Source organism: Kribbella sp. NBC_00382, assembly GCF_036067295.1.
Taxonomy (GTDB): Bacteria; Actinomycetota; Actinomycetes; order Propionibacteriales; family Kribbellaceae; genus Kribbella.
The window spans coordinates 5844413-5859652 of the sequence record NZ_CP107954.1 but is presented as its reverse complement, the minus strand read 5'-3'; the positions used below and the strand labels follow the sequence as shown (position 1 = coordinate 5859652).

The 15240-nt window shown below is 69.3% G+C and carries 16 protein-coding genes; 5 read left to right on the top strand and 11 right to left on the bottom strand.

The window, feature by feature from the left end; all coding sequences use genetic code 11:
* Positions 1–74: 74 nt before the first annotated feature.
* The 4 genes from infB to rimP form a co-directional block, all read right to left on the bottom strand.
* Complete coding sequence (gene infB, locus OHA70_RS27975) at positions 75–3329, bottom strand: translation initiation factor IF-2 (RefSeq protein ID WP_328322644.1); 3255 nt, start codon at positions 3327–3329, stop codon at positions 75–77.
* A 202-nt stretch (positions 3330–3531) separates the two neighbouring features.
* Positions 3532–3756, bottom strand: coding sequence for a YlxR family protein (locus OHA70_RS27970; protein ID WP_328335232.1), 225 nt, complete (start codon positions 3754–3756; stop codon positions 3532–3534).
* A gap of 96 nt (positions 3757–3852) precedes the next feature.
* Entirely contained in the window at positions 3853–4845 is a 993-nt protein-coding gene (nusA, locus tag OHA70_RS27965) for a transcription termination factor NusA (protein ID WP_328322643.1), read from the bottom strand.
* The gene (gene rimP / locus OHA70_RS27960; RefSeq protein WP_328322642.1) at positions 4845–5366 is read right to left on the bottom strand and encodes a ribosome maturation factor RimP; all 522 of its coding nucleotides are present in this window, start codon (positions 5364–5366) and stop codon (positions 4845–4847) included. The genes nusA and rimP overlap by 1 nt, the downstream gene beginning before the upstream one ends.
* 146 nt (positions 5367–5512) lie before the next feature.
* On the opposite strand from rimP, the gene OHA70_RS27955 reads away from it, so the two are divergent.
* From OHA70_RS27955 to OHA70_RS27945, 3 genes are read left to right on the top strand one after another with little or no spacing between them, the layout of a single operon-like run.
* Positions 5513–6094, top strand: a complete 582-nt coding sequence (locus OHA70_RS27955) for a cell division protein FtsK (RefSeq protein WP_328322641.1) — start codon at positions 5513–5515, stop codon at positions 6092–6094.
* Positions 6091–6501, top strand: a complete 411-nt coding sequence (locus tag OHA70_RS27950; protein ID WP_328322640.1) for a ferritin-like domain-containing protein — start codon at positions 6091–6093, stop codon at positions 6499–6501. Before OHA70_RS27955 ends, OHA70_RS27950 begins: the two co-directional genes overlap by 4 nt.
* Before the next feature lie 55 nt (positions 6502–6556).
* Complete coding sequence (locus OHA70_RS27945) at positions 6557–7183, top strand: lysoplasmalogenase (protein ID WP_328322639.1); 627 nt, start codon at positions 6557–6559, stop codon at positions 7181–7183.
* Here the strand turns inward: OHA70_RS27945 and OHA70_RS27940 are convergent.
* Positions 7139–8134: a sigma-70 family RNA polymerase sigma factor gene (locus OHA70_RS27940; RefSeq protein ID WP_328322638.1), complete on the bottom strand. Its 996-nt coding sequence runs from the start codon at positions 8132–8134 to the stop codon at positions 7139–7141. The genes OHA70_RS27945 and OHA70_RS27940 overlap by 45 nt on opposite strands.
* A gap of 76 nt (positions 8135–8210) precedes the next feature.
* Here OHA70_RS27940 and OHA70_RS27935 point away from each other — a divergent pair, with 76 nt between their 5' ends.
* Together OHA70_RS27935 and OHA70_RS27930 are read left to right on the top strand one after the other, a co-directional pair.
* Positions 8211–8990, top strand: a complete 780-nt coding sequence (locus tag OHA70_RS27935) for an SDR family NAD(P)-dependent oxidoreductase (RefSeq protein ID WP_328322637.1) — start codon at positions 8211–8213, stop codon at positions 8988–8990.
* Positions 8991–9002: 12 nt separating this feature from the next.
* On the top strand, positions 9003–9386 hold the full coding sequence (locus OHA70_RS27930) for a YchJ family protein (RefSeq protein WP_328322636.1): 384 nt from the start codon (positions 9003–9005) through the stop codon (positions 9384–9386).
* Between the two features lie 72 nt (positions 9387–9458).
* Here OHA70_RS27930 and OHA70_RS27925 read toward each other — a convergent pair whose 3' ends face one another.
* From OHA70_RS27925 to hisD, 6 genes are all read right to left on the bottom strand, one after another.
* The gene (locus tag OHA70_RS27925; RefSeq protein ID WP_328322635.1) at positions 9459–10856 is read right to left on the bottom strand and encodes an alkaline phosphatase PhoX; all 1398 of its coding nucleotides are present in this window, start codon (positions 10854–10856) and stop codon (positions 9459–9461) included.
* A gap of 80 nt (positions 10857–10936) precedes the next feature.
* Positions 10937–11497, bottom strand: coding sequence for a YciI family protein (locus OHA70_RS27920; RefSeq protein WP_328322634.1), 561 nt, complete (start codon positions 11495–11497; stop codon positions 10937–10939).
* Entirely contained in the window at positions 11497–12135 is a 639-nt protein-coding gene (hisH, locus tag OHA70_RS27915) for an imidazole glycerol phosphate synthase subunit HisH (protein ID WP_328322633.1), read from the bottom strand. The genes OHA70_RS27920 and hisH overlap by 1 nt, the downstream gene beginning before the upstream one ends.
* Positions 12132–12731, bottom strand: coding sequence for an imidazoleglycerol-phosphate dehydratase HisB (gene hisB / locus OHA70_RS27910; RefSeq protein WP_328322632.1), 600 nt, complete (start codon positions 12729–12731; stop codon positions 12132–12134). Before hisB ends, hisH begins: the two co-directional genes overlap by 4 nt.
* Entirely contained in the window at positions 12728–13846 is a 1119-nt protein-coding gene (locus tag OHA70_RS27905; RefSeq protein WP_328322631.1) for a histidinol-phosphate transaminase, read from the bottom strand. The genes hisB and OHA70_RS27905 overlap by 4 nt, the downstream gene beginning before the upstream one ends.
* The gene (gene hisD, locus OHA70_RS27900) at positions 13846–15159 is read right to left on the bottom strand and encodes a histidinol dehydrogenase (protein WP_328322630.1); all 1314 of its coding nucleotides are present in this window, start codon (positions 15157–15159) and stop codon (positions 13846–13848) included. Before hisD ends, OHA70_RS27905 begins: the two co-directional genes overlap by 1 nt.
* Between the last annotated feature and the right edge of the window lie 81 nt (positions 15160–15240).

Genomic DNA, 15240 nt, shown 5'->3' with positions numbered 1-15240 from the left:
TCATTCATGCGCAACGTCCGGAGTGACGGTAGCCAAACCCGTCACTCCGGACGTTACTAGAGCAGTACTGCGAACTAGCTGCGAGCCTTCTCGCGGAGCTCGAACGCCTCCACGACATCGCCGATCCGGATGTCGTTGTAGTTCTGCACGGTCAGACCACACTCGAAGCCCTCGCGGACCTCGGACGCGTCGTCCTTGAACCGCTTGAGCGACGACAGCTCGCCGTTCTCGACGACCACCGCGCCGTCGCGGATCAACCGGATCTTCGCATTCCGCTTGATCAGGCCACTTGTGACCCAACAACCGGCGATGTTTCCGACCTTCGACGACTTGAAGATCTCGCGGATCTCCGCCTGACCCAGAGTGACTTCCTCGTAGATCGGCTTCAGCATGCCCTTCAGGGCCGCCTCGATGTCGTCGATCGCGGCGTAGATGACCGAGTAGAACCGGATGTCCACGCCTTCACGCTCGGCCAGGTCGCCGGCCTTGCCCGCAGGCCGCACGTTGAAGCCGATGATGACGGCGTCGGACGCGATCGCCAGGTTGACGTCGTTCTCGTTGATCGCACCGACACCACGGTCGATGACGCGCAGCGAGACCTCGTCGCTGACCTCGATCCGGACCAGCGCGTCTTCCAGCGCCTCGACCGAACCGGAGCCATCGCCCTTGAGGATGAGCAGCAGTTCCTGCGTCTGCCCCTTCTCCATGGAGGCCATGAAGTCCTCGAGGGTACGACGTGCGCGCCGCTTGGCGTTGGCCGCCGCACGAGCCCGGGCTTCCCGCTTCTCAGCGATCTGCCGGGCCATCCGGTCGTCCTCCACCACGAGGAACTTGTCACCGGCACCGGGCACGGCGGTCAGACCGAGGACGAGCACCGGCCGCGACGGCAGGGCCTCCTCGACCGAGTTGCCGTGCTCGTCGAGCATCGCCCGGACCCGGCCGTACGCCGGACCCGCGACCATCGAGTCGCCGACCTTCAGCGTTCCGCGCTGGACCAGCACGGTCGCGACCGGTCCACGGCCCTTGTCCAGGTGCGCCTCGATCGCGAGACCCTGGGCCGGCATGTCCGGGTTGGCCCGGAGATCCAGTGCCGCGTCCGCGGTCAGGACGACGCCCTCGAGCAGGCCGTCGATGTTGATCCGCGACTTCGCCGAGACGTCGACGAACATGGTGTCGCCGCCGTACTCCTCGGGAACCAGCCCGTACTCCGTGAGCTGACCGCGGACCTTGACCGGGTCGGCCGCCGGGACGTCGATCTTGTTGACCGCGACCACGATCGGCACACCGGCCGCGCGGGCGTGGTTCAGCGCCTCGATCGTCTGCGGCATCACGCCGTCGTCGGCCGCGACCACCAGGATGACGATGTCGGTGGCCTGCGCACCACGAGCACGCATGGCGGTGAACGCCTCGTGACCCGGGGTGTCGACGAAGGTGATGGCGCGTTCCTTGCCGTCCACCTCGGTCGTCACCTGGTACGCACCGATGTGCTGGGTGATGCCACCGGCCTCGCCGGCCACGACGTTCGCGTGCCGGATCGCGTCCAGCAGCTTCGTCTTACCGTGGTCGACGTGACCCATGACGGTGACGACCGGCGGACGGGCCGCCAGGTTCGAGTCGTCGCCCTCGTCGGAACCGAAGTCGATGTCGAACGACTCCAGCAGCTCGCGGTCCTCGTCTTCCGGCGAGACGACCTGAACGTCGTAGTTCAGCTCGGTGCCGAGCAGCTCGAGGGTCTCCTCGTTGACCGACTGGGTCGCGGTCACCATCTCGCCCAGGGCGAACAGCACCTGGACCAGCGATGCCGGGTCGACTCCGACCTTCTCGGCGAAGTCCGTCAGCGACGAACCACGGGCAAGGCGAACGACCTCGCCGTCACCGTGCTTGACGCGCACGCCGCCGACGGCCGGAGCCTGCATGTTGTCGAATTCCTGGCGCTTCGCGCGCTTCGACTTGCGACCACGACGGGCCGGACCACCCGGACGCCCGAAGGCACCCTGCGTTCCGCCACGGCCACGGTTACCCGGACCGGGACGACCGCCACCGCCACCACCGGGGGGACCGCTGGGGCCACCACCCGGACGGAAGCCGCCACCGCCACCGCCACCACCCGGACGGGCGCCTGCGCCGGCACCGGGACCACCGGAACCGCCACCGGGACGGCCACGGCCGCCACCGCCACCACCGGGACCACCAGAACCGCCTCCGGGACCCGACGGACGGCCGGTGAAGGTACCGGCTGAAGACTTCGGCATCATCGCCGGGTTCGGACGCGGAGCGCCCGGAACGCCACCCGACGGACGCGGACGGTCGGAACCGCCGCTACGGGCCTGTGCCGGCCGCGGCGGCATGCCTGCCGGAGTACCGCCCTGGGCCGGGGCCGCCGGAGCGCCACCCGGACCCGGACGTGCGCCACCGCGCTGCATGCCCTGGGTCGAGCTGAAGGGGTTGTTGCCCGGACGCGGTGCACCCGGACGACCACCACGGTCGCCACCGGGAGCTCCCGGACGCGGTGCGCCACCCGGACGGGGGGCACCACCCGGACGCGGCGCGCCACCAGGACGCGGAGCGTTGCCGCCCGGACCCGCGGGACGCGGTGCCGGACGTGCGGAGTCACCCGACGGACGCGGTGCTGCCGGGCCGGGACGCTGACCGGCCGGAGCCGACGGCGCCGCGGAGGCGGCAGGAGCCTCTACTGCGGGTGCTTCCTGTACGGCCGGAGCCTCTGCCACCGGAGCAGCAGGTGCCGGAGCGGCCGGAGCCTCGGCAGCCTTGGCCGCCGGAGCCTCGAACGCCGGAGCGGCCGGGGTCTCCTGGCGCGGACCGGGCTTGGGGCCAGGCCGCGGACCCGGACGGGCCGGGGACGGCGCAGAGCCCGCCGGGCGGGCCGGAGCCGGTGCCGGGGCGGACGTGCTGGTCTCGGCAGCTGCCGGGGCCGGGGTGGAGGCGGCCGGTGTGGCCGACTCGGTGACCTCGGCGCCGGACGTAGCCGTGCTCGCGGCGGTCTCAACCACCGTGGGCTCAGCCTTGACCGGAGCAGCCGGCGCGGCCGGGGCCGGCGCGCTGGACTCAGCGCTCGGTGCCTTCGGCGCGGCCGGGGTGACCGGTGCGGTCGCCTGCGGCGCTGCTGAGGTGCTGGCGGCGGCCGTCTTGGCCGCGCGCTTCTTCGGCGGGTTCTTCTCGAACTCTTCCGCCAACCGTCGGACGACGGGTGCCTCGATCGTCGAGGACGCCGATCGGACGAACTCTCCCATGTCGTTCAGCCTGGTCAGGACGACCTTGCTGGTAACTCCGAGCTCTTTCGCGAGCTCGTAGACTCGGACCTTTGCCACTACTCTCCCTCTGGTCCGAGCCTTGGGGGCGCGGACCGTTAGCTGACGTACATGCTCATCGCATTGCACTCATCGCTGTGTATCCATCACTTTTGGACACTCATCGAGTAGTCATGAGTCGATGACCCGCCTTCATGCCTCTGAACCGGTACTTCATGGCCGAAGCCATGGGCGGCCGGGCGGCCGCACTTCTTGTTACAGCTCACTGCTCCACCTGTGCCCGTACGAGCGAAAGATCAAGCGGACCCGGGACCTTGAAGGCCCGTGGGAACGCCTTTCGCCGCTCGGCCAGGTCGAGACACTCGGTCACCGGGTGCAGATGCGCCCCGCGGCCGGGTGCCCGATGGCCGGGATCCGGGAGGACACGTCCTCCGGAAACCGTCATCCGCAGCAGATCAGCCGGACTGTCCCGCTTCCGACACCCGATGCAGGTGCGTTCCTGAACCCTCTCAGGGCGCGCGTCTGCAGTGTGAATCTTCAGTTCCTCAGGGTGTGGTGACGACTCAGTCGACCGACCGAGAGATCAGTCTACCTTCTCGTCCTCACGAGTCACATCCGTATCCGGCCTGATGTCGATCCGCCAGCCCGTGAGCCGGGCCGCGAGGCGGGCGTTCTGCCCCTCCTTGCCGATGGCGAGCGACAGCTGATAGTCCGGTACGACGACCCGCGCGGCGCGTGCCGCCGCGTCGATGACCTCGACAGAGGAAACCTGGGCCGGCGACAGCGCATTCCCGACGAACGTCGCCGGGTCGTCGCTGTGATCGATGATGTCGATCTTCTCGCCGTGCAGCTCGTGCATGATGTTGCGCACCCGCTGGCCCATCGGGCCGATGCAGGCGCCCTTACCGTTCACGGACGGGTTCAGTGTCCGGACGGCGATCTTGGTCCGGTGCCCGGCCTCGCGCGCGATCGCGGTGATCTCGACGGTGCCGTCGGCGATCTCCGGTACCTCCAGCGCGAACAGCTTCTTGACCAGGTTCGGGTGGGTCCGGGAGACGGTGATCTGCGGGCCCTTGAAGCCCTTGCGGACGCCGACCACGTAGACCCGCAGCCGGGAGCCGTGCTCGTACTTCTCCCCCGGCACCTGCTCCGGCGCCGGCAGTACGGCCTCGATCTTGCCGAGGTCGATCATCACCGAGCGCGGGTCGCGGCCCTGCTGGACGATGCCCGACAGGATGTCGCCCTCCTTGCCCGCGAACTCGCCGTACCGGACCTCGTCCTCGGCGTCGCGCAGCCGCTGCAGGATGACCTGCTTGGCCGTGGTGGCGGCGATCCGGCCGAAGTCGGCCGGCGTGTCGTCGAACTCGCGCGCGACCGTGCCGTCCTCGGCCAGCTCCCGGGCCAGCACGGTGACGTGCCCGCTCTTGCGGTCCAGCTCGACCCGGGCCTGCTGCTGAGCGCCCTCGGTCCGGTGGTACGCCACCAGCAGCGCCTGCTCGATCGCCTCGACCACGATGTCGAACGCGATGTCCTTCTCGCGTTCCAGGGACCGCAGGACGGCCATGTCGATATCCATCAGTTCTCCTCTTGCACGCCGTCAGCGGCGGATTCTGCTTCGTCGTTGCCGGCTGGCCGGTTGAACTCGATCTGGATCTTGGCCTTGGTGACATCGCCGTACGCGATCGTCCGCGGCCGGCCCTTGACGTCCAGCTCGGCCGCCTCGTCGGTGGCGGACTTGATCCGGCCGGTCACCTTGCCGCCGGCCACCAGGGTGACCTCGACCAGGCGGGTGACGTTGCGCTGCCAGTGCCGCGGCAGCGTCAGCGGCCGGTCGACACCAGGGCTGGACACCTCGAGGGTGTACGCGCTGTTGCCCATCACCTCGTCGGCGTCGAGCGCCTTCGAGATGGCCCGGGTGACGTCGGCGACGTCGTCCAGGTTGATACCGCCGTCGCGATCCACCAGCACCCGCAGGAGCCGGCGCTTGCCGATCGGCGTGACTTCGGCGGCCTCGAGGTCGCAACCGAACTGGGCGACGATCGGGCGCAGGAAGTTTTCGAGGCTCTCGGGGTCCGTGTGGTCAGTCCTTCGGCTCACAGGTAGACCTGCCTCTCTCTCCAGTTGTGACACCGCGTTCTGCAGCGCCGTGCACCTCGGCGATCCGACCGAGGGCAGTAGCCCACCATATCCGGCCCACCGAAGTGGCCGAGCACATACCTCCGTTCGGGATAGGGTTTCGGCCTATGCCGAACGATCCTGAGCCCCTCACTCGCTGGTCGGCAGCGCTGGTATCCAGACGGACCACGCTGCGGACAGTTGCCCTGTCAGCTGGTACTACGGCCCTGCTCGCAGGCTGCAAGGACGACGCTGCTCAACCAGGCGCCGGGGGTGGCGAGACGCAGGGCAGCACCAAGGGCCCGGACGGCAAGCCGACGCCGAGCACCGACCCCGCAGTGGTCGCGGCCATGTCCGCGGCGGCCGGTCAGGTGGCCCAAGTCGCCCAGCGGCTGACGGCGGCGAGCAAGCTCTACCCCGCGCTGCGCACCCAGCTCACGACCGCAGCGAAGTACCACGCTCAGCATCTGGCGAAGCTCAACGAGGCGTCGGGGGCCGCGCCGGCCACCGCTCCCCCACTGCCTGCCCTGCCGAAGGGGTCCGCGGCTGCGATGGCCGACCTGGCTACGAGGGAGCAGAAGCTGTCCGTCGCCCACGCGATCGCCGCGGCCAAGCTGTCCGGGCCCAATGCGCGCCTGCTCGCCATGGTCGCCGCTGCCGAGAGCCAGCTGGCGACGTCGCTGACCGTCAAGAAGAAGGCCGCCCAGTGAGCCAAGTCGAAGCCCTCCAGGCGGCCCTGGCCGGTGAGCACGCTGCCCTGTACGGCGTGGGTGTCGCCGGCGGCAAGCTCATTGGAGCGAAGTTCCGGGCCGCGAACGAGCTGTACGAGCAGCACCGTCGGCAGCGCGACAAGCTCGCCGCCCTCCTCACCGCGGCCGGCGAGAAGCCGGTGGCCGCTGAACCGGCGTACGACCTGCCGTTGGCCGTAACGACCCCGCAGACCGCGAGCAGCCTGATCCTGGTGATCGAGCGCCGGCTGGCGGCCGTCTACGCCGACCTGGTCGAGGGTGCCGAGCAGGACCAGGTCCGTGCGCTGGCGATCCAGACACTGATCACCACGTCGACGACCCAACTCAATTGGGGCGGCGCGCCGGTCGCGTTCCCGGGCGCTGTCTGAAGCTCGTCACCGAGGGTTAGCCCGTACGACACCGGAGTACGGGAGACTCCGGCGCATGAAGCTGGGACAGCTGGCTAGCGGGCGGCGGCGATTGGCGGCGTACTGGGGTGCGGTGGCGATCCATGTCGCAGCAGTTGCCGTCGACATCAAACTGCTGAAGCAGACGAGCAAGGTGACGCTGATGCCCTTGCTGCTCTCCTGGACGCGGACGCAGGAGGACATCCCCCCGCTGATCCAGGCCGCGCTGCTCGCGTCGGCGGCCGGCGACCTCCTGCTGGAGACCGACCTGCAACTCGCCGGCATCGCCGCCTTCGCCGCAGCACATGCCTGCTACCTAGCCGTGTACCTCACCAAGCCCGGCGAGAAATCGTGGCGAGTACTGGCCGCGTACGGCGCGTTGTGGGCCGCCCTGATCGCGTTGCTGTCAAAGGATCTCGGCTCCCAGCGAGTCCCCGTCGCAGCCTATGCATTGTTGCTCACGGCAACCGCTGTCGCCTCTGGCTGGCACGGCAAGCGCAGCGGCCTCGGCGGCGCCCTGTTCCTCATCTCCGACGCGCTGATCGCCATGCGCCTGGCCGGCCGCGACTTCCCCGGCCGCGGCGTCCTGGTGATGTCCACCTACGCCACCGGCCAGTACCTACTCGCCTCCGGCGCCAGGGAGCGAGAGCGGCAGCCCGAATGACGGGAACACGCTGCTGTCGAAGCGTGTGAACGCACAGATCTGCCCGCCAGCCAGGGTCAGCACGAACAGACCGCCGGCGTGCCGATTGCCGGTGGCAGCGCGCAGGTACGCCGCAAAGGCCGGCTGACCGTTGGCCCGCGTCGGCACGAGGTCGACCCGGCGTCCCGAGCTGAAGATGCCGCCGAACAGCCGGGCCGCGGCGTCCCGACCTTCGTACTCGAGTGGAATCGGCGGCATCGAGACGAACACGTCATCGGTGAATAAGGCCACCAGCGCCTCGACATCCCCCGACTCGTAGGCGTCGACGAACCTGGCCGTCAACAGTCGTTCGGTGTCTGATCCGGGAGCCGCCTCACGCTCGGGGAGCCGCTGCCGGAGGCCGGAGCGGGCCCGCTTGAGCGCGCTGTTGACCGACTCGACCGTCGTATCGAGCATCCCGGCCACCTCGCTCGCCCGGAAGCCCAGTACGTCCCGCAGGATCAGTACTGCGACCTGACGCGGAGGCAGCGCCTGTACTGCGGCGACGAACGCCAGCGAAATCGCCTCGCCCTGCTCGAAGCTCGACTCCGGGCCAGGGGCAACCACTCCATCGAGCAAGGCGTCCGGGAACGGCTCGAGCCAGGCAACTTCGCCGTACCGGGTCGGCGCCGGCGGCTCGACGGACGGCATGTTCCACTCCTCGGCCGGGCGACGGCTCGCTGAGCGTCGCGCGTTGAGACAGCGGTTGGTGGCGATCCGGTAGAGCCAGGTCCGGAGGGAGGCGCGACCCTCGTACCTGTCGAGGCCGCGCCAGGCGGCGAGCAGCGTGTCCTGGAGGGCGTCCTCGGCATCTTGGAGCGAGCCGAGCATCCGGTAGCAATGGACCTGCAGCTCCCGGCGGTACGGCTCGGTGAGCTCGCGGAACGCCGTACCGTCCCCGGCTCGCGCTCTGCCGATCAGCTCCTGCGTCACCTTCACCACTGTATGGACACCGGCCGCGACTGGAACTGGGCGCCCGGTTTCGCCGGGTCGCGGTGTCTGTATGGCCATGATGCTCAAAGACAAGGTTGCAGTGGTTTATGGGGCCGGCGGCGGGATCGGTGGGGCGGTGGCCCGGGCGTTCGCGCTCGAAGGGGCCAGGGTGTTCCTCACCGGCCGCCGGCTCGCGTCCGTCCAGGCGGTTGCCAAGGACCTCGAGGGCGCCGAGGCAGCAGAGGTCGATGCGCTCGACGAGCGGGCGATCGACAGCCATCTGGACTCGGTCGTGGCGAAGGCCGGCCGGGTCGACATCTCCTTCAACGCGGTCGGCTTCCCGAACGCGACGATCGTCGGTGTCCCGCTGACGGAGCTGGCGGCCGAGCACTTCAGCCAGCCGCTTACGGAGTACGGGCTGTCGTACTTCCTGACCGCCCGCCTGGCGGCCCGGCGGATGGTCGCGCAGGAGTCAGGGGTGATCATGACCGTCACCGCACTCCACTCGCGCACTGGTCTCCCCCTGGTCGGCGGGTACGGCCCGGCGATGGCCGCCAAGGAGGCGCTCACCCGAGACCTGTCCGCCGAGCTGGCGCAGTACGGCGTGCGCGTGGTCGGCCTCCGACCGCAGGGCATGCCCGAGACCCGCACGATCAAGGACGCCTTCAAACCCCGGGCCAAGGCAACCGGCCTGACCTGGGACCAATGGCTCGACCTGCTCGCCGCCCGGACCCACCCACGACGGCTGATGACGCTGGAAGAGATGGCCAGCCTGGCGGCCTTCATCGCCTCCGACAAGGCGAGCGGCCTGACCGGCACGACCGTCAACCTGACGATGGGCAGCCTGGACGACTGACACAATCGCCGGATGGTCAAACGCACCGCCTGCCCCTGCGGCCTCGATGCCGTGTACGCCGATTGCTGCGGCGGTATCCACGACGGCCGCAGGCAAGCAGCCACCGCCGAGCAGCTCATGCGCTCGCGCTACTCGGCTTTCGCAGTACGGGATGCGCAGTACCTGCTCCGCAGCTGGTACTCCGCGACCCGCCCGCGCGAACTCCACCTCGAAGACGACATCGAGTGGACCAGCCTGGAGATCCTGAACACCACCGCCGGCACGGCCTTCCACACCGAAGGCACCGTCGAGTTCCGTGCCAACTACATCGCTGACAGCCAACCCGGCGACCAGAGCGAGAACAGCCACTTCGTCCGCGAGAACGGCAACTGGGTGTACGACGGACCGGTCAGCTGACCGACAGACCGGTGCCGGCCGTGCCTCGGGGCGGGGGGCACGGCCAGCAGGGGCGGGTCAGTGGGGCGGGGGTCAGCGGCGGCGGCGCCAGGGGCCGGTAACGGCGAAGGTGATGCCGGGGGTGTAGATGTTGAAGAACATCGTCCGGCCGTTGGCGGAGAAGCCGACGCCGGTCAGTTCGCCGTACTCCGGGGCTTCGGGGGTCCCGTTGTTGACCCGGTTGCGGGCGAACTTGAAGACCTGGCCGTCCTCGGTGGTACCGAGCATGTGTTGTTCACCGAGGCCGTCCTCGCACATCATCAGGCCGCCGTACGGCGACATGGTGATGTTGTCGGGGGCATCGAACTCGGGGTCGTCCGAGCCGGGCGACGGACGGGTGAAGATCACCTCGAGGCGCAGCGTCTTCCGCCGCGGGTCGAACTTCCAGACCTGGCCGTCGTGGTCGATCTTCGGACCGAGCTCGGTCCGGGCGAACGACGAGACGAAGTACACGCAGCGGTCCAGCGCGCCCCACCAGCAGCCCTCCAGCTTGTAGCCGCCGGTGATCGGCTTCGCGTAGTCCTGCGCGCGCACCGACTCGGTGGTGGCCAGCGGGTCGGGCACCTTCACCCACTGCACGTTGTGGAAGAGCGTGCCGGGCTCCTGTACCACGGAGAGGTCAGGCAACCCGTCGATGTGCATGGCCTGGAGCTCGCCGCCGGCCCGCAGACTCCCCCAGCCACCCCGCGGCCGGTTCGGGAGGAAGCGGTAGAAGCCGCCGAGCGGTGCGACGAACGCGTCCTCGGTCTCGTAGACGATGCCGGTGGAGGGGTCGATCGCCACCGCCTCGTGCTGGAACCGGCCCATCTCCTTGAGCGGCGTCGGGTGCAGGTTGCGGCGATCGTCGTACGGGTCGACCTCGAAGATGAAGCCGTGATCCTTGGTGTAGCCGCTCACCCCGGCCTTCAGCTCGGTCTCCTCGCAGGTCAGCCAGGTGCGCCACGGGCTCGGGCCACCGGAGCAGTTGATCGCCGTACCGCCGAGGCTGATGTACTCCTTCGTGGCGTGATTGTGCCGGTCCACGATCAGCGTGCTGGTTCCACCGGCGCCACCCGGATCGTAGGTGCGCTCGGGCGGAGCGACGACCTTGATCGCGGCCGTCGGGCTGCACTCGTGGTTGCGGACCAGCCGGCTGCCGCCGTTCCGGTCGGGGAAGGTCCCCGTACCGTCGAAGCGGGACGGCACCTGGAGCCCGTCCGGGCGGACCGTGCCTTCACGCGAGACGATCTTGTAGCTGAACCCCTTCGGCAGGTCGAGCATGCCGTTCGGGTCCGGGAGCAGGGGTCCGTAGCCGACCTTCGGCCCGGACGTACCCAGCGCGGGCTCGGCCGTATAAAGCGCTTCCACCGACCCGGCGACACTGACGGCAACACCTGCCGCGGCGGCACGAGCGACGAACTGACGTCTGGACAGGGGATTCTCGACGGTCACAGGCGGTCTCCTTGTCAGCACAAGCAGTGGTCGCCAGTGAACTTACGGTGAACGACAGCCGAACGGCAAGAGACTGCGTGTCAGGAATCGCTCTGTGAGCGACCGCCCCGCTGCCAGCGACGGGCAGTGACCGACATCGGCGCTCCACCGGTCAGCTGGTCGGCTGCCGGGCGGATCACGTCAGCTGCCTCGGAGGGTACGGAGGTGGCGGCCGCGACGATGCCGATGGAGCGCGAACCGTCGTCCTCGACGAGCAGCGCCACGAAGCTCAGCCGGTCGTCCTCGAGGAACGACGGCGCCAGGGCGATCAGCTCGACCGGCTCCCACTCCGCGGTCACCAAGGAACGCGGCTTGTCCTCGGTCCGATCCAGCAGCACCACGGCCCGTACGACCGTGAGCGGCTGGTAGTACCCGGCCACCCAGTACGGCTCCTCGTACGCGAACCGCTCGGCCGCAGCACGATCGTCCACGTCGACGACATGCACGCTCCCGGTGTGCTCCTCGCCGTCACCGGACAGCGTCGGCCCGCGCAGGATCAACCGATCACTGAACCGATCCATGTAGGACCAGTGCGCCTCGCCGTTCGCGATCAACCCGTCCAGTACCTCGGGCTGGTCCTCACCGTGGACGTAGTACGGCACTAGAAGGACCGGAGCCAGTTGGCCAGCAGTTCGGCGCCCGCGTCGCCCGACTTCTCGGGGTGGAACTGGGTCGCGGCCAGCGGGCCGTTCTCGACCGCGGCGACGAAGCGATCGCCGCCGTACTCCGTCCAGGTCACCGTCGGCTTGACCGCGGCCCACGTGTCGACGAGATGCCAGTCGCGCACGCCGTACGAGTGGACGAAGTAGAAGCGTTCTTTCTCGATCCCCTCGAACAGCTTGGTCGCGCCGTCGACCGAGACGGTGTTCCAGCCCATGTGCGGGACCGGCTCGCCGCGGACCGGTTGCAGCCGCTCGACCACGCCGGGCCATTGCTCGCAGCCCTCGGTCTCGACGCCGTGTTCGATGCCTTTGGCAAACAAAATCTGCATGCCGACGCAGATACCCAGCACCGGCCGGCCACCGGTCAGCCGGCGGTCGACGATTTCGTCACCGCGGACGGCCTTCAGCCCGTTCATACAGGCCTCGAAGGCGCCGACGCCGGGGACCAGGAGTCCGTCGGCGTTCAGCGCCTCGTCGAAGTCGGACGTCACCGTGACGTCGGCGCCGACCCGCTGCAGGGCCCGCTCCCCCGAGCGGATGTTGCCCGAGCCGTAGTCCAGCAGGACGACGGATTTCACAGAGCGCCCTTGGTCGACGGAATGCCCGGCTGCCGCGGGTCGAGCTCGGCGGCGGCCCGCAGCGCCCGGGCGAACGCCTTGAACTGCGCCTCGACGATGTGGTGCGGGTCGCGGCCGGACAGCACCCGGATGTGGATGCAGATCGCCGCGTTGAAGGCGAGCGTCTCGAACACGTGCTGGGTCAGCGAGCCGGCGTAGTCGCCGCCGATGATCGCGTACACCTGCCCGTCAGGCTCACCCGTGTGCACGCAGTACGGCCGGCCGGACAGGTCGACCGTGCAGTGCACGAGCGCCTCGTCCAGCGGCACAGTCGCGTCACCGAAGCGGCGGATCCCGCGCTTGTCGCCCAGCGCCTCTTTCAAAGCTTGGCCGATGCCGATCGCGGTGTCCTCGACGGTGTGGTGCGCGTCGATCTCCAGGTCGCCGACCGTGTTCACGTGCAGGTCGAGCAGCGCGTGCTTGGCCAGCGCGTTGAGCATGTGGTCGTAGAAGCCGACGCCGGTGGAGATGTCCGCGCGTCCGGTCCCGTCGAGGTCGAGCTCGACGAGCACCTTGGACTCGCTGGTCTCCCGGTCGATCCGGGCCGTGCGTGTCATAGAGACCTTCCTAGATCAGTCTTGAGCACCTTCTCCAGCGAGGCGCGGAAGGCGGCCATCTCGGCGCCGGTACCGATCGACACCCGCAGCCAGCCGTTCGGTCCGGTCTCGCGGATCAGTACGCCGTCGTCCAGTAGCGACTGCCACACCGCGTGCCGGTCGGCGAAGGTACCGAAGAGGACGAAGTTCGCATCCGAATCGACCGCGCGCAGCCCCTGCGCCCGCAGCCAGTCCACTGTCTCATCGCGCTCGGTCCGAAGCTGCTCGACCCGGCCGAGCAGCTCGTCGGAGTGCCGCAACGCCGCCCGCGCGACCGCCTGGGTCACCGCCGACAGGTGGTACGGCAGCCGGACGATGCGCAGGGCATCGATCAGTTGCTTGCTCGCGGCAAGGTAACCGACCCGTGCCCCCGCCAACGCGAAGGCCTTGGACGTCGTCCGGGCCACCGCCAGGTTGGGGTACGACGGCAACAACGTGACCGCGCTCGGCGTACCGGTACGCCGGAACTCCGCGTACGCCTCGTCGACCACCAGGACCGCCCCGATCGCGGCGGTCCGGGCGGCGACCGCCTCGATCAGCTGGATCGGCAGCGCAGTACCGGTCGGGTTGTTGGGTGAGGCAAGCAAGACGACCGACGGCCGGTGCCGCGAGATCGCCGCGAGCGCCTTGCTCTGGTCGAGGGTGAAGTCCTCGGAGCGGCGCCCGGTGACCCAGGCGGTGTTGGTGTCGCGGGCGTACTCCGGGTACATCGAGTACGTCGGGGCGAACGACAGCGCAGTACGGCCTGGTCCGCCGAAGGCCTGCAGGAGATGCAGCATGACCTCATTGGAGCCGTTGGCCGCCCACACCTGCTCGGCCGCGAGCTGAGCGCCCGACTCACGACCCAGGTACGCCGCGAAGTCGGCGCGCAGAGCCATGAACTCGCGATCCGGGTAGCGGTTCAGCCCGCGGGCCGCCTCGGCCACCGACGCGGTGATGTCCGCGACGACGGCCTCGCTCGGCGGGTACGGGTTCTCGTTGACGTTGAGCAGGACGGGGACGTCCAGCTGTGGTGCGCCGTACGGCTCGAAGCTCTTCAGCTCGTCGCGGATCGGCAGCCCATCGAAACGACCCATCAGTCCTCACTCGGGAAACGGACCGACACGGCGGCGCCGTGGGCCGGAAGATCCTCGGCGTTGGCAAGCGCGACCACGTGCCCGGCGACCTCTTGCAGGGCCTCCCGGGTGTAGTTCACGACGTGCATCGCCTTCAGGAAGCTGCGCACGGACAGGCCGGACGAGTGGCACGCGCAGCCCGCCGTCGGCAGCACGTGGTTCGAGCCGGCGCAGTAGTCGCCCAGCGAGACCGGCGACCAGCCGCCGACGAAGATCGCGCCGGCGTTGCTGATCAGCAGCGAACGCTCCTCGGCGTCGACCGTCTGGATCTCGAGGTGCTCGGCCGCATACGCATCGACGACGGCCGTGCCCTGCTCCAGATCATCGACCAGTACTACGGCCGACTGCTGCCCGTTGAGCGCCTCGGTAACCCGCTCCGAGTGCTTGGTCTTCGGCACCTGGACCGCAAGCTCAGCCTCGACAGCCTTCGCCAACGCCTCGCTCGGCGTGACGAGCACGCTGGCCGCCATCGGGTCGTGCTCGGCCTGGCTGATCAGGTCGGCGGCGACGTGCGCCGCGTTGGCGGAGTCGTCGGCCAGTACGGCGATCTCGGTCGGACCTGCCTCGGAATCGATCCCGACCTCGCTCTGCAGGAACCGCTTGGCCGCGACCACGTAGATGTTGCCCGGTCCCGTGATCAGGTTGACCTTGCGGCACCCCTCGAAGCCGTACGCGAACCCGGCGATCGCCTGCGCGCCGCCCATCGCGTACACCTCGTCGATCCCGAGCATCGCGCAGACAGCGAGCACGGTCGGGTGCGGGAGGCCACCAAACTCCTTCTGCGGCGGCGACGCCAAAGCCAGTGACGTCACGCCGGCGACCTGAGCCGGTACGACATTCATGACGACGCTCGACGCGAGCGGCGCCCGGCCGCCGGGCACGTAGAGCCCGACCCGCTGCACCGGCACCAGCCGCTGGGTCACCCGGCCACCCGGCGCGGGCTGCGACTCGACGTCACTCCCCCGCTCGTCCAGGCTGACCTCGCGCACCCGCCGGATCGACTCCTCCAGCGCCTTGCGGACGTCCGGGTCGAGCTCCTCCAGGGCGGTCTTGAGCGCCTCGGCCGGGACCCGCAGGTCCTTCACCGCCACATGGTCGAACTTCTCGCCGTACTCCCTGATCGCCTCGAGGCCGCGATGACGGACGTCCAGGCAGATCGGTCGAACGACGTCGAGGGCGGCCTCGACGTCGAATACGGCTCGGGGGACCAGGGCTTGGAGGTCGAGAACCTCTCCGGCTGCCACTCGGCCCCGCAGGTCGACGCGGCGAATCATGTGCGCCAGTCTAGTGGTCCGCTCCCCCGGCTCCCGCGCGCCGTCTGCTGCGCGGACCACGGTCCCCGGTCGTTGCCATTA